Consider the following 20,481-nt stretch of genomic DNA (forward strand, 5'->3'; position numbering starts at 1 on the left):
ATGCGTCGACTGCGCCCGCCGCAGTCGGCAGTACGCCCTGTCGAGATCCTCAAGCACGATTTGGATCCAAATGAACCGCCGAGTCGTTCCAGGCCCGGCGTAGATCGGCGACCGCGTGACGCCAGGCGTCGCCGTTCCGTCCGCCGAAGCGGCGGACGTAAGCTGGATGGAAAGTGATGCGGAGCGGGTGACCTTCAAATTGGAGCTTTGCCTTGCGCGTCACGCGGATCGATTGCGGCTGGCCGAACAGGCGAGCCGCTGTGCTGCCAAGAGCAACGATCACGCCTGGCCTGGAACGCCGAATGTCGATCAGCACTGCCGCGCCATAGCGATCGACTTCCTCGATTGTTGGGCTGCGATTACGTGGCTTCCGATCTTTGGAATGCGCGATTGGCCGGAAAGGAATGGCGTTTGCCAAACGCACCTGTTGGGGATCGATCCCAGCTTCATCCAGCATCTCGCGCAACGCCCTGCCGGCCGGACCGACAAAAGGCCTGCCCTGCGCAGCTTCCTCTGCGCCGGGTGCCTCGCCAACCACGTAGAGCCGCGGTCGTCGGAACGGGCCTTCAGGCGCGACACGACGGTGATCGAGATGTGTATTGGCGACGCGTGCCTTGGCCATCGGTTCCGGCGCCAAGCCTGGCAATGCAAATGCTCTGGCTCTATCAACTGCCGTCGCGCCACTGATTTCCAACAGCGCCAAGACCGGCCGCCGATTCGCCTTGGAACCGACGGTCATTGACGCGAGTTTTCGACGCGCAGGGCTCGTTGAAAAATGGGACGGCGGTACTTACGAAGCCGAGGGCGCGGCCAGCGCAGCAGAGAGCGAGCGAACCATGCGAGCAGGCTTGCGGCGAGGACGCCTGAGCTTCGTTCTCAAGGGAAGCAAGCTTCGCGGGGCATATTCGCTCGTGCGCCTGAAGAGCCCGAAGCAATGGCTGCTGATCAAGACGCATGCGAAAAAGTGACCTCAGGCCAATGCTGGCGACCCTCATCGACGCGCCATTCGATGACAAGGAATGGATCTTCGAGACGAAATGGGACGGCTTCCGGCTTGTCGCAAAAACCGGAGGCAGAAATGGCTCCCTCTACTCGCGCAATGGCAACGACGTGACCAGGCGTTATGCCCCAGTCGCCGAAGCGCTCGATATCATCAAGCGCAATGCCGTGATTGACGGCGAGCTAGTGGCGCTCGACGCGGAGGGCAGATCCCGATTCCAGCTGCTGCAGAATGCCCTGAAAGGCAAGGCGCGTCTCCGCTATTATGTGTTCGATCTGCTCTTCCTCGATGGCCGCGACCTGCGTCGCAAGCCGTTGCTTGAGCGCAAGGACCGTTTGCACGCCATCCTTACCCGGCACCCACTCGTCCACTACAGCGGACACAGAAAGCGGCATGGCAAGGCGGCGTTCAACAAAGCACGACGAGCGGGGGAGGAGGGCATTATCGCGAAGCGTGCCGCAAGTCTCTACCACTCGGGCAGGCGCACGAAAGATTGGCTCAAGATCAAGGCCGACCAGGAACAGGAAGCCATTGTCGTCGGCTTCACCGCGCCGCGCGGGAGCCGCCAGCACTTTGGCTCGCTGCTGCTTGGCGTGTGCGACAAGGGCAAGCTTGTCTATGTTGGTCACAGCGGTGGGGGATTCTCCCGAGAGATGCTCGCGACGCTGCACGCGCGCATGATGAAGTTGAGAACAGACAAGAAGCCGTTTACGGACGTTCCGCACGAGGACCGGACCACGTGGATCAAGCCGCGGCTCGTGTGCCAGGTCAAGTTCACTGAATGGACCCGCGAGGGGGAGATGCGACATCCGGTGTTTCTCGGCATGCGCAGCGACAAGCCGGCGCGGCAAGTCAGACGGGAGCGCGCATGAGAACCGGGCCGAAGTCCTCAGCCACTTAAGGATCAAGGGCAATTGCGGACAATGCGTTCCCTGTTGCCATCCGCTAAACGCAATCTGAGCGAATTTGCTTGGACATTGGCTCGCGCGTCAGCGGGCGGGATGCCCGTAGTGGGCAGATCGCGCATTACGGGTCTTGGCAGCGCTCCATGGCAGATCCTGCATGTTTCGGTCGAGCTCCTGCTTGAGCGAGAGGTATTGAAGCATATCGGACAAGGCCAGGACGCCGAGAAGCCGTCCCTGTTCAACCACGAGCAGACGACTGTGCCGACCGCCCTGCATCCTTGCAAGCGCCTCCAGTGCATCCAGATGCGGAGGGACAATGATCTCCGGCGAGCAGGAGCGCATGACATCAGCGACGCGGCGCCGGGTGGTGTCGGAGGGATCAAGATCGCGGACATCCTTCGCCATGATGCAGCCAATGAGTTCGCCGTCGAGCAGCACGGGAAAAGCCTTGAAGTAGTACTTGTAAAAGTAATCCTCGACCAATTCCGCAATGGAAATATCCGGGGCGACGCCGATCGGATTGCGTTGCATGAGCGTGGAAACGGGAAGCCCGCCGAAGGTGTGGCGAAGCGTCAACTCGTGCCGTGCCGCGCCGGCGGCGCCGTGCAGGAACAAGCCAATAAAGAACAGCCAGACGCCACTGATTGTGCTGCCGGTGATGAATTCCAGGATGCCGTACAGGATCATGGCAAGGCCGAAGAACTCGCCACTGCCGGCGGCAATGCGCGTGGCCCGTCCAAAATCGTTCATCCAGCCCCAAAGGCCAGCGCGCAGCACCCGTCCGCCGTCCAGCGGGAAGGCGGGAATGAGATTGAACAGTGCCAAGATCCAATTGAGGCCGCCCAGGTAGTCGAGCACGCCGAATGCGGCGGGGGACATGGTCTTCTCGCCTGCGGCGGCGACCAGGAGCAGGATGGTGCCAAGCACCATGCTGGCGATCGGCCCACCGATCGCCATAAGGAATTCTGCCTTGGCGCTGCTCGGCTCCTTGTTCAGTTCGGCGACCCCGCCGAAGATGAACAGCGTAATGCCGGCAATCGGCATGTCGTAACGCCGCGCAATCAGCGCATGGCTCAGCTCATGCAGGATGATCGAGATGAACAGGCCGATCGTGCCTGCGAATCCCATCCACCAGTATGTGGCGGCGGACAAATTCGGAACTGTGCGAGGGAACTCGCCGAGCGCCAGCGTCCAGATCAACAGCGCTGCCAGGATGAGCCACGAGATGTCGATCCATATCGTGAACCCGGCGAGCGTGAGGATTTTGATCCGGTGCAGGAACATCGCTGCCTCGCAATGGCGTTCATGGGAAACATCGTGTCGAGGACCATTGTTCCTAAGGCCAACCTCAGCGTGATGTTGCCGGTCTGCGATCGTGTGCGCCGAAGACGCCTGTTGGCATATTCACGCGATACGTTGTCCACCTGATACTAATGTAGTCATCCGCGATGAGTTCTGGAGGGCTGCCCCCGGGTATCACGTTCCGCGAGCATGACGGGTGAGGCTACTGGTGATGCCCAGAACTCCGGATCATAGCGGCTCAAGTGCGTCGCGAATTGCTTTCGCATTCCGCTCAAAATCTCTCGGGTCGCCTTTCGCCCTGCCTGGAGCGGGATACAGCCAAATGTGCGCATGCGGCACCTCTTCGCCCATGATGCGGGAATGTATTTCCTCGCAGAACGCCTTCTGCATTGCGCGCGCAACCGTCCGTACGACTTCGAAATACGCGCCAACGTTCGGTACGTCCCAGACCCAGCGCTGGTGTTTCTTTGGGATGATGAGAGTGTGCCCGGGGGATTGCGGGCGAATGTCGAGAAAGGCGAGATGTTCCTCGTCCTCATACACTTTCGCTGACGGCATCTCGCCGCTGACGATTTTGCAGAAAGGACAGTCGATCATTGCTGGGCTCTTTCCCGCGACTGGCGCAGATCGGACGAAATCGGAAAGCGTCGTAACATGTCGAGGACTTCGTCGTCGGAGACCTGGCCGAAATCCCGATAGTAGTAACCGATGGCGGCGAACGCGGTATGTTCCTCAAGACAGACGAAATCATCACATTCTGCGCGCATTTGCGGGACAATTTCGGTCGGTGCAACGGGAACCGCGAGGACGAGCCGGCTTGGATTTCGTTTTCGCGTCGCCTGCAAGGCGGCCCGCGTGGTGGCGCCGGTCGCAATGCCATCGTCGATAACGATTGCCGTCCGACCGGAAATCTCAAGACGTTGACGATCTCCCAAATAGCGCTGACGCCGCTTCTCTATCTCGGCAATCTCCTTGCGGCACTCGGCTTGGAAATCGGCTTCGCTGATGCCTGCGAGCCGAATGACATCATCATTGCGCACCACGATCGGTGCGCCACCATCTACCACGGCACCCATTGCCAACTCGTTTTGGAACGGGACGCCGACCTTGCGAACGATGATGAGATCGAGCGGCGCATGCAGCGCGGCTGCGACCTCAGCTGCCACGGGCACGCCACCCCGAGGGAGCGCCAGAATGGCCGGATGCTGGTTCCCGTACGTGGCGAGGGGCGCCGCCAACTTTCGACCCGCTTCGATTCTATCTCTGAACGGCATGTTGCTGTCCTGCCTTCGAACCTGCTCCTGGAGTCATAGGAGTGAGGTAACGGGCGAACCATCGTGCTGCGTGGTCTGTCACTTGTTCGATGGCTCCCGGTTCCGAAAAGAGATGACTGGCTCCCGGAACGATCTCGATTGCCTTGGGTTCTCGAAGCCGCGCAAATGCATCTTGATTGAGTTCGATCACCCCGAAGTCATTGCCGCCGATCACGAAGAGGGTTGGAGCATTGACTTGATCGATTGCATCGCCGGCGAGATCGGGACGGCCGCCGCGCGAGACGATAGCGCCGATTCGGTTGCGGAGCCGGGCTGCTGCCATGAGCGCTGCTGCTGCTCCCGTGCTCGAGCCGAACAGACCCACCGCAAACCGAGCCATGGTCCGGTCCTGATCCAGCCAGCGCACCGCATCAAGCAAACGGTCGGCCAGCAGCTCAATGTTGAATACATTCGCGCGGTTCGCTTCTTCATCGACGGTCAAGAGGTCCAACAGCAGGGTCGCTAGCGCATGATGATTGAGAGCGGCGGCAACTGCCGTATTGCGCGGGCTGAAGCGACTCGATCCGCTTCCATGGGCAAAGACGACTACGGCACGGCTGCCTTCGGGAATGTGTAATATACCGGCAAGCCCACTAGGTGGAATGGAAACGTCCCGGACCTCACCGCTCTGTCCCGGTCGAGCACGAGCAACCATTTTCGCTCTCACTTCTTATTCCCTTTGCTACCAACGGGCGCTGCCAGCTTTGGTTTCGCAGCTCCGGAAGGCCTTCGCGTCGGCTTCGACAAGCCGCCCGGCGACGGGGCGGGAACCGCTCCTGTGGTATCGCTCGCCCAGATTGGGCGGATGAAGGCCTCTAAGGTGCAGGCGATCAATGCAACTCGGCAAAGCGGGGGCTGCGCCGTTCCTGCAGCGTTGATGGGCGCCAGCAATGGAAGCGCGAGAGCAGAGCGAGAGCGAAATCCGCGAGCTGCGGCTGCGTGACAAAGTACATTTTCTGAGCCGGCGAAATGTGTATCCGGAAGGCGCAGCCACCATCACCACTCGCGAGACCCATATGTCATGGGTCTTTCTCGTCGGGGATAAAGCCTACAAGCTGAAGAAGCCGGTCCGCTTTCCATATCTTGACTTTTCGAGCGTGGCCAAACGTGAGGCCGCGTGCCGGGCTGAGCTGCGCCTCAATCGCCGCCTCGCCCATGACGTATATCTCGACGTCCTGCCGCTGGTCTGGTCTCCCAAGGGGCTTGCCATCGGCGGCTCAGGGGAGGCGGTGGATTGGCTCGTCATGATGCGTCGCCTCGACGAGCGGAATATGCTGGATAACAGCATTGTTGAGGGGGATGTCAAAACTTGGGAGCTTGATCGGCTGGCCGCTGTCCTTGCCCAGTTCTATCGCCGCGCACAGCCTACCTTCATTTCGTCGGCCGTCCGACTAGCCGAATGGTACCGAAGCCTCGACTATAATCGGCGCGTGCTGCTTGACAGGCGGCTCGCGATGCCGGCGGGGCTGATACAGTGGATCGACCAGATGCAACGCCGTTTCCTCGATCGCCGATCAGACCTACTCGCCGATCGCATCCGTCGCCGAAAGATCATCGATGGTCACGGCGACCTGCGGCCCGAGCACATCTGGCTTGGCGATCCAGTTCGCATCATTGACTGCATCGAATTCAATCCGCGCCTGCGTGCGGTCGATCCATTTGACGAGATCGCTTTCCTTGACCTTGAATGCGAGCGCCTTGGGGCAGGATGGATCGGCGAGTACATTACACGACGGATACGGCAAGAACTCAAGGACAGTCCGGGCGACGAGCTAATGACGTTTTATCGGTGTCATCGTGCAACATTGCGCGCCCGTCTTGCGATCGCCCATCTCCTCGAGCCCGAGCCGCGCAGTCCCGAGAAGTGGCCGCGGGTCGCGCGCCAATATCTTCGCCTGGCGGCATCGGACGCAATCAAGCTGGTTGGATTGCTCAGAAAACCAGGAGGTCGGCGAGATCGCGGTTCTCGTGCAGCCGGCGTATCGTCTCGGCGAGCAGTGGGGCGACAGGGAGGACTTTGACCTTGGCGCGCGCAGCGGCATCGTCAATTCGAACGGGCACCGCATCGGTCACGACAAGCTGCTCAATGGCAGGATTCGCAACGACCTCGGCGGAGCCAGGCATGAATAGCCCATGTGTCACGAAAGCCAATACGCGACGGGCGCCGGCGCGCCGTGCCGCCTGCGCGGCACGCAGCAGCGTGGTTCCGGTACTGATCAGGTCGTCAATGATGAGCACTGTCGCATCGGCTGCATCGCCGACGAAGAGGTCGCCCGAAACCACGCCGGCGCTGCGGTGCTTGTCGACGTACCCCTTGCCGATCGGACGATGCAGCGTGGCTTCCAACGCTTCTCGCAAGAGTTGTGCGCGCTTCACGCCACCGGGATCTGGAGACACCACGCTGAAGCTTTCATCCAATAATTGCGCGGCAAACTTAACGAATAGCGTTGTCGACGTCAGGGCGACGGTCCGGCAGCGGAAGGCATTTTCGAACGCAACCGGATTGTGCACCTCGAGGGCGACGACGGCGTCAGTACCAACAGCCTCAAAGAGACTGCCAATGTAGCGCGTCGTTACCGGGTCGTTGAGCTTGGTGCGGCGATCCTTTCGCGCATAGCAAAGATACGGCACGACCGCGGTGACGCGAGCGGCGCCGCAGTCTTTGAGAGCGCCGATGAAGAAGAGCAATCGGCAGAGCTTGTCGTTTACGCTCTGGTTTGGCCCGTTATGCAGGGTTTGTATCACGTATGCGTCTGTGCCACGTACCGAATCGAGGGGGCGCGCCTTGTGCTCGCCATCCTCGAACTCACGCTCCTCGTGTGCAGCAAGCGACCAACCCAGCGCCTGAGCCGTGGCTTTGCCAAGATCGGCCGTCGCGTTCAGCGCGAACAGCCGCATCTCGGAATGACAGGCCAATTCCGCCATCTATAGCTCCGTTCGCGAGATGACCGGCCCCGAGCGGGATGGGATCACTTCCGCGTCGGCAGGGCTGCAAGCGCGAGACCCCAGCTTCAAGGGGATCTCACCATTGAACAAATGAGGCCAATGCCGAGTTCCCGGTATGGGAGAGGTGCCATCCGGTCTCGTGAAGCTGCACATGCGTGCCTTTCAAAAATGAAAGGCGTAAATGCGCCCGTCGGCGCCCACATAGAGGCGGTCCTGCGTCGCGATCAGCGTCTGGAAGCGTCGGAGGCCGCTCAAGGCCTCGCTTACAAAAATCGGTTCGCCGGTATCGCCGCGGAATGCGTGCAGCCGATTGTCGCCTTCGGCGCCAACAATCCAAACAATCGGGTTGGAATGGCCGTCCGTGGTGGTCGCAACAGGGGAGCCGCGGCCGCGGAGCGCACCGCACCAGGCAGTGGCCATCGCCGGCGGGGAGCCTGCTGCGATCTTCAAGACCGTCAAATCGTGACCTCGGCCGGGCTGCGGGCAATGCGCTCCGGAGGCCTGGAAGGCAACAAAGACATCATCGCCGACGCGATAGGCGGCCGGCGACGTGACGATCGACGACTGGGATACTGTTTCGACCGCCAGCTGGCCGCCGACGCCGCCGAGACTATTTCGATCGAGAAGATAAGCCTTGCCATCCTTCCCCAGCGCCAGGACCAGAGCGCGGTCCCCGCCCGCTCCGGATATGTTGAAAGTAAGCGGATTGCTGCCCCCGAGATCCGCATCGGCGGCATCGAGCGTTTTCCAATCCGATGGCGCAAAATAGTCCCTCTTGTCGTCTCTGCGGCGCAGGTCGGGTCCGAAGTGAAACACGGCTTCACCGTCGCTCCAGGTCGGCGCGCCGAGCGTATTCCCAGTCGCAAAGTAGATGTCATGCTCGGAGACGCTCAGACCGCCCGGCGCCCAGATCCCGCCCCCAAGCCCACGCGTTTCGAAGCTGACATGCTTGCCGGGCTCGCGCAGGGAAAGTCCGACCACCCAGCCGTGATAGTTCCCGCAATCACCAAAATGGCCACTGAAGGCGACATACACAGTGTCGTCAAGAAGCGTGAGCGCCGCGCGCTGGTTGTGGACGCTCGGGTCGAAATGTCGTCCTGCCTTTTGCAGAAGGTCGGCCACATCGATCGGCCAGCCGGGGAGAACGCTGCCATCCTTTGTCGAAAGCGCGAACACCTCGTGGCGCGGGCCGTTTCCTCGCTCCACGGCAGCATCGAAATAGATGGCTTGGGTTGCAGGGTCGATCACCGGCGTCCCGGTAATACCAAGCGGATCGATATTTCCGCACGGCAGCGACGAACGGCGCACTGGACGCCCGACCACGCGCCTCCACAATTCCTTACCGGTCGTCGCGTCGAGGGCCTGGACGACGTCGTCCTCGGTGGCCACGAATAGCATCCCGGCGTTCGCGCCAGGAGGACGCCAGTACAGCGGCTGAGCGTACATCGAGCCCGCGACACGAGCGTTGAACGTGCGATCCAGCTGAACCGATCTGGCTTTATCCCAGGATAGCCCGGGAACGACGTACTGGCCGCTTCGGCTGTTGTCGCCATGATAGGTCAGAACGGAGCCGTCTTGAGCAAGGGCGGATAGCGGCGATAGCGCAAGTGCAAATAGTCCCACCCTCCAGGCAGGACGGGCTGTCCTCGAAAAAGCGCGTCGGATGTTCATGTCCGCCTAACAGCCCCGCGCTGCTCCGGTTCCATCATCGTGGGGCAGATGAGCTGAGGCGTTTCGCTCTCGCGCTCATCGAGCGTCGGTTTCACTCGCTCTTCGCGAGGACGTCGACGACCTCGTACAAATGAGGATCGATGTCGTCGGTGAGACTTCCGAATTGACTCCAGGCTTTGCGAAATTCAGGTGATTGGTGCGCGGCCCGTAGGAGATCACGGCTTTCCCATTGAATGTAATTCACGATACGACGCCCATCGAGGCTGCGATGCAGGCTGACGGAAATGAACCCCGGCTGACGCTGCATGAAGCGAGCTCGCTCCCTCATGAGCGATAGGGCTTCGGCCTGCTTCTCCGGTTCGGCTTCGATGATGGTAATTTGCGTGACCGGCTGCTGGCCGATCTGGATCTGTGGCATGGCGATCTCCTTTCACGACATTATCGATCGATTTCCCCAAACACGATGTCCAGCGACCCGATGATCGCTGAGACGTCGGCGAGCAAGTGGCCGCGGCAGAGTAGGTCCATCGCCTGCAGATGCGCGAACGATGGAGCGCGGATCTTGCACCTGTAGGGTTGGTTGGTCCCATCGGAAACCAGATACACGCCGAACTCGCCCTTGGGGGCTTCCACTGCCGCATAGATCTCCCCGGCAGGCACGTGAAAGCCTTCTGTGTAAAGCTTGAAATGATGGATCAGGGCCTCCATCGAGCGCTTCATCTCGCCGCGGCGCGGAGGAAAGATCTTGTTGTCCTGCACTGCGACCGGACCTTGCCCGTCAGGAGCCCGGAGTTTGGCGATGCACTGTCTCATGATGCGCACCGACTGGCGCATTTCTTCCATGCGGACCAGATAGCGGTCATAGCAGTCACCGTTCTTGCCAATCGGAATGTCGAAATCCATCTCCGGATAGCATTCATAGGGCTGTGCCTTGCGAAGGTCCCAGGCGGCGCCGGAGCCACGCACCATGACGCCCGAGAATCCCCACTCCCAGGCTTGCTTCAACGTCACCCTGCCGATGTCGACGTTGCGCTGCTTGAAGATGCGAAGTCCCGTCAGCAACCGATCCAGATCGTCCACCACGCGCAGGAACGGATCGCAAAAGGCTTCGATGTCATCGATCAGCTTCGGTGGCAGGTCCTGATGCACGCCACCGACACGGAAGTAATTGGCGTGCATGCGCGCGCCGGATGCGCGCTCGTAGAACACCATCAGCTTCTCCCGCTCTTCGAAGCCCCACAGCGGTGGAGTGAGCGCCCCGACGTCCATCGCCTGGGTTGTGATGTTGAGCAGGTGCGAGAGCAGGCGTCCGATTTCACAGAACAGCACGCGAATCAGTTGGCCGCGGCGCGGCACTTCCAGGCCAAGCAGCCGCTCCGCTGCGAGGCAGAACGCATGCTCCTGGTTCATCGGCGCGACATAGTCGAGCCGGTCGAAATACCCGATCGATTGCTGATAGGTCTTGTTTTCGATCAGCTTTTCGGTTCCGCGATGGAGCAGGCCGATGTGAGGATCGACGCGACGGACCACCTCGCCATCAAGCTCCAGCACCAGGCGCAGCACGCCGTGGGCCGCCGGATGCTGCGGCCCAAAATTGATGGTGAAATTGCGGAGGCCTTCTTCCTCCATGGCGAACTCACGGCTGCGGCTGCGGGTCCGCGCCCGGCGTAGCAGCAACGCGGCCCAAGCCTTGGTCGTTCCTAAAGCTCCCGCAGCCTCCTCCGGCCCCGCTGCGAGGAACTACACGGCCGCATCGCGTCCCGGCCCGAACCTAGGAACACGTGCGTTTGCATTCCGTTGAGCAGGGTGCAGGGCAGACGGGGTGAGCACGATAGGCTGCGACATGGTTTCTGTGCGACGGAGGCGCGGCGACCCGGAGGCGGAGGTTTCGGAGGAGATCGTCGAAAAAGGCGACATCTATTTTGCCTACCGACCCCGGATCGAGGAAGATAAGGCCGAAGACCTCGGCGACATCCAGCGCTTCTACATGGTGATGAAGCCGGAACGACAGGCCCGGCTTCGTGTGGCGGTGCTCGGGCGCAAGCGGCTGCCCGAGGCGCGTGATCATGAACGCATCTGGGGGTTCATCGAAGCGATCAAGTCCGGTCCCGCCGTCGAGAACGAATTCCGTGAGCATCATTATGCGACCAGGACGCGCGGTGAACGCACGCTGCCGCCGGTCCGGCCCGCCGGCGAAGGCGTCTATGCGCTAATCAAGCGCGGTCGCAATCTCCATTTGAGCTATGAACTCGAACTGCCACCGCGGCCCGGCGAAGTCCAGGAGGAGCTGAATATCGAGCGCCAGGCGGCATACATTCTGTCTATCAAGAACCCCGAGGCCGGGTCTCCGCCCGGCGCGGGACTGTCAGAGCGGGAAGAGGCGCATTACCCCAAACCGGTCGAGCGGCAATTCCGCGGCCGGCGCTTCGCATCGGAAGACCCGCATCTGCTCGACTATGAAGGCGCCGAGTTCATCCTGATCGGCGCGCGCGTCGATCCCGAGCGCGCCTATGGGGTCAATATCGAGACCGAACACGAGACGGCCCGCAATGCCGACATTTTCCGCCAGCTCAAGATGTCGCCGCGCGAGCATCCCATCGGTCCGCTGATCAAGGGCGAATGGCAATAAAGGCAGTGCATGGTCGGCTTTCCAGGCACTTGAACTATGGAGACCGCATATGAACCGGACGATCGAACTCTTGGCGCAAGGCCAGAGCTGCTGGATGGATGATCTCACCCGGCGAATGATCAATAGCGGCGATCTGGCACGGCGGGTTGGCGAGGAAGGCTTGCGTGGTATCACGTCGAATCCGGCCATCTTCGAGAAGGCGGTCGCGGAAGGCGCGGATTACGACGATGACATCGTTCGCGCAGCCGTGGCGGGCCGATCCCCAGCCGGGATTTATGAAGAACTCATTACCAGCGACGTACGGAACGCCTGTGATATCCTGCGCCCGGTGTATGAGGAGACCGCGGGCGTCGACGGCTTCGTAAGCCTCGAAGTATCGCCCCACCTCGCGCACGACACAGAGGCCTCGATCGAGGAGGCGCGGAGGCTGTGGACATTGGTCGACCGACCCAACCTGTTCATCAAGATTCCCGGCACTCCGGCAGGGGTTCCGGCCATCGAGCAGCTGCTGTTCGAAGGCATCAACGTCAACATCACGCTGCTGTTCTCGATCGCCCGCTACGAGGCAGTGGCCGAGGCCTACCTGCGAGCGCTTGAACGGCGGCTGGACGCAGGCCAGCCGATCGAACGCATCGCTTCGGTCGCAAGTTTTTTCCTCAGTCGCATCGATGTGCTCGTCGATCGACTACTGCGGCAGCGCATCGTGCCCGACCGCCTGCCTCCCGATCCAGATCCACGCAGCCTTCTGGGCAAGGTCGCGACCGCGAACGCCAAGCTCGCTTATCAGGCATTTAGCCATATCCGGGCGAGTAACCGCTGGATGGCGCTCGCCGAGAAAGGCGGGCGGGTACAGCGGATGCTATGGGCGAGCACCAGCACCAAGAACCCGGACTATCCGGATCTCATGTATGTCGAGCCGTTGATCGGTCCAATGACCATCAACACGATGACGCGCAAGACCATCGCAGGGTTCCGCGACCACGGCACTGTGCAGGCCACGGTCACGCACGATGTGCAGCGCGCGCGGCGCGTCATGGAAGATCTGGGTCGGCTTGGGGTGTCGTTCGATCTGGTCACGGCCCAGCTCGAGAACGACGCGGTCCAGAAGTTCATCGATCCGTTCGACTCGCTGCTCAAGCTGTTCGCCGCCAAGGGTGAGCGCGCTGTGGCGTTCCGTGATGTGGACGATCTGCGCGCAGAGGCCCGCCGGCTGCGGCGACTGGTGATCCGCATGACGACGGAAGCGGGCTCGGGTCATCCCACCTCTTGCATGTCGTGCGCCGATATCGTGGCCGCGCTGTTCTTCCGCGAGATGCGCTGGGATCCGCTCGATGCGGCCGCGCGCAATGTCGATACGTTCGTTCTGTCGAAGGGCCATGCGGCGCCAATCCTGTGGGCGGCCTTGCACGAAGCCGGCGCCATCAGCGAGGATCCGCTGTCACTGCGGCGAATCGATAGCACGCTGGAAGGCCATCCGACTCCGCTCAATCCATGGGTCAGGGTCGCGACCGGATCGCTCGGACAGGGGCTTGCGGCGGCCAATGGGCTCGCAGCGGCGAACCGCCTGGACCGCATCGATGCCCGCGTGTTCTGCCTGCTTGGCGACGGCGAATGCTCGGAAGGCTCAGTGTGGGAGGCCGCGCAGTTTGCTTCGCTCAATGGCCTTGCGAACGTGACGGCGATCGTTGACATCAACGGTCTCGGCCAGAGCGAGGCGGCGCCCTATCACCACGATACCGCGGTGTTCGCGCGTCGGTTCGCGAGCTTCGGCTGGCGCACCATCGAGATCGACGGTCACGATATGACAGCGATCCTTGCGGCATTTCGGACCGCGCATGACGGTGGCCCGACCGCCATCCTCGCGCGTACCATCAAGGGCAAAGGGGTCTCGTTCCTGGAAGGAGCGGACGGATGGCACGGCAAACCGCTCGACCGCAAGCAGATGGCGCAGGCACTCGACGAACTGGGCGATGAGACGCAGGCGCCGCCCGTCGTCGAGCCACGTCGGGTCGGCCAGATGGCGCGCCCGCAGCGGGTGGCCGCGACACACTCCCCTCCCGCCTATCGGCTGGGTGATAAGGTCGCCACCCGCGAGGCGTTCGGGCACGCGCTGGAGAAGCTCGCTGGCGAGGAGCCCGCGCTGGTAGCGCTTGACGGCGACGTGAAGAACTCCACCGGAACAGAGCCGTTCGCGGCCCGATACCCGGAACGGTTCTTCGAGAGTTTCATCGCCGAGCAGAACATGGTCGGCGTCGCCCTCGGACTCGCAGCGGCGGGCAAGATCCCATGTGCAGCGACGTTCGCCTGCTTCCTCACGCGCGCTTATGATTTCATCCGCATGGCGCAGTATTCGCGGCCCGCCCATCTCGTCCTGTGCGGCAGCCATTGCGGCGTGTCGATCGGCGAGGACGGCCCGTCACAGATGGGCCTTGAGGATCTTGCCATGTTCCGCGCCCTGATCGAAAGTACGGTTTTGTATCCGGCAGATGCGGTGAGCGCCGAGCAGCTGACCGCGATGGCGGCGCGTACCAATGGCATCGTCTACATCCGGACGACACGGCCCAAGACACCGGTGATCTACTCCAATGCGGAGGAGTTTCCGATCGGCGGCAGCAAGGTACTGCGCTCGTCGCTGCAAGATCGGCTCACTGTCGTTGCGGCTGGTATTACCGTGCATGAGGCGTTGGCCGCTTCCGACATGCTCGATGCACGTGGGATTTCGATCCGCGTGATTGATGCCTACTCGGTGAAGCCTATCGATGTCGTCACGCTATCGGCAGCCGCTCGTGATACCGGGGGGCTGATTGTCGTCGAGGACCACGCGATCGATGGCGGGCTGGGCGATGCCGTGTCGACCGCGGTTGGCTCGACGGCGCCGGTGCATCGGCTGGGGATTGCACGACTGCCGCGCTCTGGCACGAAAGACGAATTGCTCGACAGGTACGGCATTTCGCGCCGCTCGATTGAAGAGAAGGTCCTGCAGTTGGCTGCCTGAAACAAAAATAAACCCCGCCATCCAATGATTGGAATGACGGGGCTCGAGCTTTCACTTTTTCAAGGATTCCACCTTTCAAAAGTTACTTGCTCTGACTGGATAACTGCCACACGGCGCAGTCGTTCCCGGAAATTTTCGTCCGCGGCGGCTTGTGTTAATGTAGCCTAGTTCCCCGGCATCCAAATAAGAAGTTCCCGGAGCACCGTGCTGAACCTGCCCCTTGAATCACGCCCCGCTCCAGGTCGGTGCTGGAGCGAAAAGAGGGAGTGGGCGACGGCCAAGCGTCCGTTACTTCAACGGCCTATCTGGCCGCCGTTTCCGGCGATGCACGGATACTCTAAAATCAGGTGCCTTACCATCGGTGAGAGGCTCAGGCGGTGGCGGAACTCTGGTTATGCTGCTGGCTCGGCCGCGCGATTCCATGCAGCGCCTTGGCAGTCCCTGCCGACTGGCGCACCAAATCGCTAAGCGACACGATGCCGACCAGGCGCTTGTTCCGGTCCACCACGGGCAATCGCCGTACCTGGATCTCACTCATGTTCGTACAGACGTGAGATATGTCCTCGTCGTCGAAGCAGTATTTCACCGCTTGGGTCATCGCGTCACGGACCTTGCTGTTCGGGCCTTTGCCGTCCGCGATGCAGCGCACCGCAATATCGCGGTCTGTGATCATGCCCACGAGGCGGTCACCTTCACCCACGGGCAATACGCCACAATCGCACTCTTTCATCAGCTTTGCTGCATTCTGTATCGTGTCGTTAGGATTTACGACTTTCGCGTCGCGCGTCATCACATCGCTGATCTTCTTCATGATCAACTCCTATGCCAGTCTGCCCCGACAGATTTCGATGATGCGGGGGCTTCTTCGATTGATATGTCAACACAACGGAGGCGACGATCGCGCGTTCCAAAGACGATACTGGTTCTGATCCGTGCAGAGACGAGAGCGTCACGGCCTGTTTCAGCCTGGCCCCACCGCCATGCCCTTCTCGGCGAGTTCCTTCTTCGCATGCTCGTTCTTGCCGAGGTGTGTCAGACGCATCCCGCGCAGCACGTTCGGAGCCTTGGTGAACTGGACATTGTCATAACCCACGATCTCGACGCGGTTGCCCCATGGATCGCGAAAATCGAGGAAGGGTCCATCGATCACGGCGACACCTGCGGCATCCAGCGCCTTGCGCGCCGCTTCCTTGTCGTCGACCACGAGCCCGAAATGGCGGCCGTCGTCCGCTGCTTGCCGGCGGCCTTTCTGCAGCGCGATGAACTGGTCGCCCAGATCGATGAAGGCCATGGTGTCGGTCTTGCCACGTAGCTCGAAGCTGAACAGACGGCCGTAGAATGCCAGTGCTTCTTCGATCTCTCCGACCTCCAAAGCTATGTGGTTGAAGCCAATGGCGCGCGGCCTTGCGAACTCAGTCATTGGATTCTCCTCTTTTGCCTACCTATCGATCAGGTGGGTAGACTCAGCCCAGGCCGCAATCGGGTATGAGTGCCCCAGCCACGGCGGACCTCGAGCGATCAGAAAGCGAATCCATGCCACAGCGCGTTGCTCCCCATTACGTTGCCTTGGGAACAGCGCTGACACGGCTGCATTTTGTCAGCGAAGAGATAGGTTCCTTGCGATGGCGGCGCCCGGTTGACTGACATTCTGTTAGCCATCGGGCCTCATCCCACCAATCTCCACCTTCCATCCCCCGCGCGCTTCAGGGCCGGGTCGCTCACCCGCACATGCTCGGCGAGGAAATCGATGAATGCACGGACGCGTGCCGGGAGCGGGGCTGTGTGTCCGACATAGACGGCGTGGATGTCTTCGCGGTCGCCGGGATTGTAGCTTTGCAGCACCGGCACGAGGCGGCCGGATTCGATGTCGGGGCCGATGTGGAAGAGGGCGAGGCGCGCGAGCCCGACGCCGCCGAGCGCAAGGCGGCGCGCGGCTTCGCCGTCGCTGGCGCGCGCGACGGGCGGCGGCACCGCTTCCTCGGTGTGGTCGCCGCGCTTGAATGGCCAGCCGCGGATACTGCGCGGAAAGGTCCAGCCGATGCCGCGGTGATCGGCGAGATCGGCCGGCGTCTTCGGCGTGCCGCAGCGTGCGAGATAGTCCGGCGCGCCGACCACGACCATGCGGCTGGTGCCGAGTTTCCGTGCGACGAGACGCGACGCACGCAATGGGCCGACACGGATCGCGACGTCGGCGCGTTCCTGCATCAGGTCGATCAGCGTGTCCGTGAGCACGAGATCGAGCGTGACGTCGGGATGCTCTTCCAGGAAGCGCGGGATCAGCGGCATCACATGCAGCATGCCGAACGGAATGTTGCTGTTTACCGTGAGGCGACCGCGCGGGGCCGCACCGGAGGCCGCCTCGCGTTCGGCTTCCTCCATCTCTGCGAGGATCCGCACGGCCCGCTGGTAGAACGCCTGGCCTTCTTCGGTCAGGGTCAGCTTGCGCGTGGTGCGGTTGACCAGGCGCGAGCCGAGCCGTGCCTCGAGCCGCGAGATCAACTTGCTCACGCCCGACGGCGTCAGGCGCAGTTTTTGCGCGGCCTGGGTGAAGCCGCCTAAGTCGACGACGCGGACGAAAACCTCCATCTCAGCGGAGCGGTTGGTGTCGAAGCGGGCCATGTTGAATTCACGTCACAAATGATTGGATTGCGGACATTCTAATGGTTTTGCTGCGGTGCGGCTATCTGCGTGGCTCGTCTCATCCATCGGAGCCACGCATGCCTCCCGCCGTCCTTGCGCTCACCGCTGGTGCCTTCGGCATCGGCACCACCGAATTCATCATCATGGGCCTGTTGCTCCAGGTCGCCGCCGAGATGCATGTCTCGGTGCCGGTCGCGGGCCTGCTGATCTCCGGCTATGCGCTCGGCGTGTTCGTCGGCGCGCCGGTGCTGACGCTCGCCACACGGCGCATGCCGCGGAAGTCCGTGCTGCTGGCGCTGATGGCGATCTTCACGCTGGGCAATGCCGCCTGCGCACTGGCGCCGAATTACGAACTGCTGATGGCCGCGCGCGTGCTGACATCGCTCGCCCACGGTACCTTCTTCGGCGTGGGGTCGGTGGTGGCGACGAGCCTCGTCGCCGAAGACAAGCGGGCCTCGGCGATTGCCACCATGTTCATCGGCCTCACGGTCGCGACACTGCTGGGTGTGCCCTTCGGCGCCTGGTTCGGCCTGATGCTCGGCTGGCGCGCGGCATTCTGGGCCGTGACGGTCATCGGCGTGATCGCCTTTGCTGTGGTCGCCGCGCTCGTGCCCGGCCATGTCGGCAACGACGACAAGCCGGTCTCGCTTGCCGAGGAAGTCTCGGTGCTCGGCCGCCCGCAGGTGCTGCTCGGCCTTGCCATGACCGTGTTCGGCTTTGCCGGCCTGTTCGTCGTCTTCACCTATATCCAGCCGATCCTGACGCGCTTCACCGGCTTTTCGGAGGCCGCGGTCTCGCCGATCCTGCTGGTGTTCGGCGTCGGGCTCGCGATCGGCAACGTCGCCGGCGGCAAGCTCGCCGACCGTGGCCTTGCCGGCGCGCTGATCGGAACGCTCGCCGCGCTCGCCATAGTGCTTCTTGGCCTTGCCGCCGTGCTGTCGGTCAAGATCCCGGCGGTCGTGCTGATCCTGCTGCTGGGCATCGCCGCTTTTGCAACCGTCGCCCCGCTCCAGCTTCGCGTGCTGGAAGCGGCAGGCCCCAATGGCCGCACGCTCGCCTCCAGCCTCAACATCGCCGCGTTCAATCTTGGCAACGCCCTCGGCGCCTGGGCCGGCGGTGTCACCATCGATCGCGGGCTCGGCCTTTCGGCGCTCCCTCTGGTCGCAGCCGGCATCACCGCCGTCGGTCTTGTGCTGGCGCTGTGGAGCCTCCGGCTGGACCGCGCGCAAGCCGCCGTTGCGGCTTGTCCGGCGGAATAGCGCAGCGGCGCGTTCGCGGACAATTCGCCGCGCCGCGCCATCGCGCCATGCAGAAAACGCACCTGTACACGTCCTTTCGCCATCCGTAACGTCTGCGGTGCAATTTCAGGAGATGCGACGTGGCGAAGACGACGACCAGGAAAAAAGCTGCTTCGAAGAAACCGGCAAAGACCGCCAGCAAGAAAAGCACAAGCCGCAAGGGCGTCGTTGCGAAGAAGGCAAAGAAAGCCACGCGGCTCAAGCCAGCCTCATCGCGCCGTCCCAAGGGGCCGGCCTGGCAATGGTCGGCGGTCGAGACTGCGGCTGCCATCCGCTCCGGTGCAATCTCCGCCGTCGAGACCGTCGAAGCGCATCTCGAACGGATGCACGCCATCAATCCGAGGCTGAACGCCGTCGTCGTCGATCTCTCGGAAGAGGCGTTGAAGGCTGCGCACGCGGCCGACAGGCAGCGCGCGAAGGGCGGCGAGCTCGGCCTCCTGCATGGCGTGCCCATAACCATCAAGGAGAATGTCGACTACGAAGGCCGGCCAAATTTCAACGGCGTTCCCGCCAACGAGGACCTCATCGCGCCGTCGGATTCCCCCGTGGTGCGCAACTTGAAAAAGGCCGGTGCGATCGTCATCGGACTCACCAATACGCCGGAATTCTCCTTCCGCGGCTTCACCGACAATCCTCTGCACGGGCTGACACTGAATCCCTGGGATCCGAACATCACCTGCGGTGGCTCTTCCGGCGGCGCAGGCTCGGCGGTCGCCGTCGGCATCGGCACCATCGCCCATGGCAACGACATCGGCGGCTCGTTGCGTTGGCCCGCGCACTGCAATGGCATTGCCACCATCAAGCCGACGCAGGGACGCATCCCCGCTTTTAACGGAAGCGCCACCGCCGAGCGGCCGATGCTGGCCCATCTGATGTCGGCGCAGGGGCCGCTCGCCCGTCACGTCGCCGACGTTCGCCTCGCACTGGAGGTGATGAGCCAACGCGATCCGCGCGATCCCTGGTGGGTGCCGGCGCCGCTGGCCGGACCGAAGCCGAAGGGGCCGATCAAGGTCGCGCTGGCAAAGATCCCCGATGACATGGACGTCGATCCGCAGGTCACCGCGGCGCTGCGCCAAGCCGCGGATCATCTTGAGCGTTCCGGCTATCGCGTCAGCGAGGTCGAGGTGCCCGACATCAACGGCGTCTGGCAGACCTGGTGCGACATCATCACCAACGAGACCGTGGTGATGCAGGAAGCCAGCATGCTGAAGGTCACCTCCGAGGATTTTCACAAGGCCTGGGGCGGCATGAAGACCAAGGCCAACGTGCTCGATCTCAAAGCCTGGATGCAGGCGACGGCCGCGCGCAATGGCCACATCCGCGCCTGGCAATTGTTCTTCGAGGAGTATCCGGTCGTGCTGGCGCCGACCACGGTGAAGCCGACGCCGGGCCCGCGCGAGGACACGGTCAGTCCCGAGCGCGTGCGCGAGATCTTCTGGGGCGAGATCCGCTTCATTTCGGCGATCAACGTGCTGGGCCTGCCCGGCGCGGTGGTGCCGGTGGCCCTCCATGACGGCAAGCCGATCGGCGTGCAGCTCATTGCTGGGCGCTATCGCGAGGATCTTGCGCTCGATGCGGCGGCCGCGATCGAGAAGCGTGCCGGCGTGCTCGCCCACAGGCTGTGGGAGCAGATGGCTTAGGTGTAGCCTGGCTATCGCCGCGTTGACTGCCTTCTCCCCAAAGGGGGAGAAGGCAAAAGCAACGCCGCTGTCGCAGCAAACCTCGTCAATTCGTTAATCCAGTTTAACCCGAATTCTGGCCACCTCGCCAACAAGCGTTAGG

General features: G+C 62.3%; 19 protein-coding genes. 7 read left to right on the forward strand and 12 right to left on the reverse strand.

The window, feature by feature from the left end:
• Positions 1-49 precede the first annotated feature (49 nt).
• Positions 50-622 (reverse strand): uracil-DNA glycosylase, encoded by a 573-nt coding sequence (locus AAE027_RS21965; RefSeq protein ID WP_370990134.1) that lies wholly within the window; start codon positions 620-622, stop codon positions 50-52.
• On the opposite strand from AAE027_RS21965, the gene AAE027_RS21970 reads away from it, so the two are divergent.
• Together AAE027_RS21970 and ligD are read left to right on the forward strand one after the other, a co-directional pair.
• A complete protein-coding gene (locus AAE027_RS21970) occupies positions 615-968 on the forward strand; it encodes a DNA polymerase ligase N-terminal domain-containing protein (RefSeq protein ID WP_370990133.1) in 354 nt (117 codons plus the stop codon). The genes AAE027_RS21965 and AAE027_RS21970 overlap by 8 nt on opposite strands.
• 10 nt (positions 969-978) lie before the next feature.
• The gene (gene ligD / locus AAE027_RS21975; protein ID WP_370990132.1) at positions 979-1,872 is read left to right on the forward strand and encodes a non-homologous end-joining DNA ligase; all 894 of its coding nucleotides are present in this window, start codon (positions 979-981) and stop codon (positions 1,870-1,872) included.
• Between the two features lie 117 nt (positions 1,873-1,989).
• On the opposite strand, the gene AAE027_RS21980 is transcribed toward ligD, so the two are convergent.
• The 4 genes from AAE027_RS21980 to AAE027_RS21995 all read right to left on the reverse strand — a co-directional run bounded on the left by AAE027_RS21980 (position 1,990) and on the right by AAE027_RS21995 (position 5,175).
• The gene (locus AAE027_RS21980; RefSeq protein ID WP_370990131.1) at positions 1,990-3,189 is read right to left on the reverse strand and encodes a CBS domain-containing protein; all 1,200 of its coding nucleotides are present in this window, start codon (positions 3,187-3,189) and stop codon (positions 1,990-1,992) included.
• 246 nt (positions 3,190-3,435) lie between these two features.
• On the reverse strand, positions 3,436-3,804 hold the full coding sequence (locus AAE027_RS21985; protein ID WP_370990130.1) for an HIT family protein: 369 nt from the start codon (positions 3,802-3,804) through the stop codon (positions 3,436-3,438).
• Complete coding sequence (locus tag AAE027_RS21990) at positions 3,801-4,481, reverse strand: phosphoribosyltransferase (protein WP_370990129.1); 681 nt, start codon at positions 4,479-4,481, stop codon at positions 3,801-3,803. The genes AAE027_RS21985 and AAE027_RS21990 overlap by 4 nt, the downstream gene beginning before the upstream one ends.
• On the reverse strand, positions 4,465-5,175 hold the full coding sequence (locus AAE027_RS21995) for a dienelactone hydrolase family protein (protein WP_370990128.1): 711 nt from the start codon (positions 5,173-5,175) through the stop codon (positions 4,465-4,467). The genes AAE027_RS21990 and AAE027_RS21995 overlap by 17 nt, the downstream gene beginning before the upstream one ends.
• Before the next feature lie 235 nt (positions 5,176-5,410).
• On the opposite strand from AAE027_RS21995, the gene AAE027_RS22000 reads away from it, so the two are divergent.
• A complete protein-coding gene (locus AAE027_RS22000) occupies positions 5,411-6,541 on the forward strand; it encodes a hypothetical protein (RefSeq protein ID WP_370990127.1) in 1,131 nt (376 codons plus the stop codon).
• Here AAE027_RS22000 and AAE027_RS22005 read toward each other — a convergent pair.
• From AAE027_RS22005 to AAE027_RS22020, 4 genes are all read right to left on the reverse strand, one after another.
• Complete coding sequence (locus AAE027_RS22005; RefSeq protein WP_370990126.1) at positions 6,453-7,445, reverse strand: ribose-phosphate diphosphokinase; 993 nt, start codon at positions 7,443-7,445, stop codon at positions 6,453-6,455. The genes AAE027_RS22000 and AAE027_RS22005 overlap by 89 nt on opposite strands.
• Before the next feature lie 183 nt (positions 7,446-7,628).
• Entirely contained in the window at positions 7,629-9,137 is a 1,509-nt protein-coding gene (locus AAE027_RS22010; RefSeq protein WP_370990125.1) for an outer membrane protein assembly factor BamB family protein, read from the reverse strand.
• A gap of 91 nt (positions 9,138-9,228) precedes the next feature.
• A complete protein-coding gene (locus AAE027_RS22015) occupies positions 9,229-9,555 on the reverse strand; it encodes an antibiotic biosynthesis monooxygenase family protein (protein ID WP_091893809.1) in 327 nt (108 codons plus the stop codon).
• Positions 9,556-9,575: 20 nt separating this feature from the next.
• Positions 9,576-10,766 carry an NADH-quinone oxidoreductase subunit D gene (locus tag AAE027_RS22020; protein ID WP_091893905.1) on the reverse strand — a complete coding sequence of 397 codons (1,191 nt, stop codon included), beginning with the start codon at positions 10,764-10,766 and terminating at the stop codon, positions 9,576-9,578.
• A gap of 214 nt (positions 10,767-10,980) precedes the next feature.
• Between AAE027_RS22020 and AAE027_RS22025 the strand changes: the two genes are divergently transcribed.
• The gene (locus tag AAE027_RS22025) at positions 10,981-11,766 is read left to right on the forward strand and encodes a hypothetical protein (protein ID WP_370990124.1); all 786 of its coding nucleotides are present in this window, start codon (positions 10,981-10,983) and stop codon (positions 11,764-11,766) included.
• A gap of 49 nt (positions 11,767-11,815) precedes the next feature.
• Positions 11,816-14,761 (forward strand): transketolase, encoded by a 2,946-nt coding sequence (locus AAE027_RS22030; RefSeq protein WP_370990123.1) that lies wholly within the window; start codon positions 11,816-11,818, stop codon positions 14,759-14,761.
• Positions 14,762-15,131: 370 nt separating this feature from the next.
• Here the strand turns inward: AAE027_RS22030 and AAE027_RS22035 are convergent, their stop codons facing one another.
• The 3 genes from AAE027_RS22035 to AAE027_RS22045 all read right to left on the reverse strand — a co-directional run bounded on the left by AAE027_RS22035 (position 15,132) and on the right by AAE027_RS22045 (position 17,380).
• A complete protein-coding gene (locus AAE027_RS22035) occupies positions 15,132-15,572 on the reverse strand; it encodes a CBS domain-containing protein (RefSeq protein WP_370990122.1) in 441 nt (146 codons plus the stop codon).
• Positions 15,573-15,722: 150 nt separating this feature from the next.
• The gene (locus AAE027_RS22040; RefSeq protein ID WP_370990121.1) at positions 15,723-16,181 is read right to left on the reverse strand and encodes a VOC family protein; all 459 of its coding nucleotides are present in this window, start codon (positions 16,179-16,181) and stop codon (positions 15,723-15,725) included.
• A gap of 245 nt (positions 16,182-16,426) precedes the next feature.
• The gene (locus AAE027_RS22045) at positions 16,427-17,380 is read right to left on the reverse strand and encodes a LysR family transcriptional regulator (protein WP_370990120.1); all 954 of its coding nucleotides are present in this window, start codon (positions 17,378-17,380) and stop codon (positions 16,427-16,429) included.
• 98 nt (positions 17,381-17,478) lie between these two features.
• On the opposite strand from AAE027_RS22045, the gene AAE027_RS22050 reads away from it, so the two are divergent.
• Both AAE027_RS22050 and AAE027_RS22055 read left to right on the forward strand, forming a co-directional pair.
• Positions 17,479-18,660, forward strand: coding sequence for an MFS transporter (locus AAE027_RS22050; RefSeq protein WP_370990119.1), 1,182 nt, complete (start codon positions 17,479-17,481; stop codon positions 18,658-18,660).
• Between the two features lie 119 nt (positions 18,661-18,779).
• Positions 18,780-20,339 carry an amidase family protein gene (locus AAE027_RS22055; protein ID WP_370990118.1) on the forward strand — a complete coding sequence of 520 codons (1,560 nt, stop codon included), beginning with the start codon at positions 18,780-18,782 and terminating at the stop codon, positions 20,337-20,339.
• Positions 20,340-20,481: the final 142 nt, after the last annotated feature.

Source organism: Bradyrhizobium sp. DN3, from assembly GCF_041357655.1.
Taxonomy (GTDB): Bacteria; Pseudomonadota; Alphaproteobacteria; order Rhizobiales; family Xanthobacteraceae; genus Bradyrhizobium.